General features: G+C 69.5%; 1 protein-coding gene. It reads left to right on the top strand.

Annotated features, from left to right (window positions below):
- On the top strand, positions 1–489 hold a 489-nt coding region (locus ACZ6S4_RS40645; protein ID WP_465480041.1), incomplete at both ends, for a tetratricopeptide repeat protein.

Genomic DNA, 489 nt, shown 5'->3' with positions numbered 1-489 from the left:
CGGCCCGCCTCAACCTCGCCGCCTCGTACCGGCAGGTCGGCCGCACCGATGACGCGGTGACCATCTTCGAGCAGGTCCTCGCCGACCGTGAACGGATCCTCGGCCCCGAACACCCCGCCACTCTGAACGCCCGCGCCCACCTCGCTGCCTCGTACTGGCAGGCCGGCCGCACCGATGACGCTGTCACTATCGAGGAGCAGGTCCTCGCCGACCGTGAACGGATCCTCGGCCCCGAACATCCGAGCACTCTGTACGCCCGCGCCAACCTCGCCGCCTCCTACTTGCAGGCCGGCCGCACCGATGACGCCGTGACCATCTTCGAGCAGGTCGTCGCCGACCGTGAACGGATCCTGGGCCCCGAACACCCCGACACTCTGAACGTCCGCGCCCACCTCGCCGCCTCCTACTTGCAGGCCGGCCGCACCGATGACGCCGTGACCATCTTCGAGCAGGTCGTCGCCGACCGTGAACGGATCCTGGGCCCCGAAC

Source organism: Actinoplanes sp. NPDC051405, from assembly GCF_055586185.1.
The sequence above is the reverse complement of the archived record's forward strand: the minus strand, read 5'-3'. Positions and strand labels throughout refer to the sequence as shown.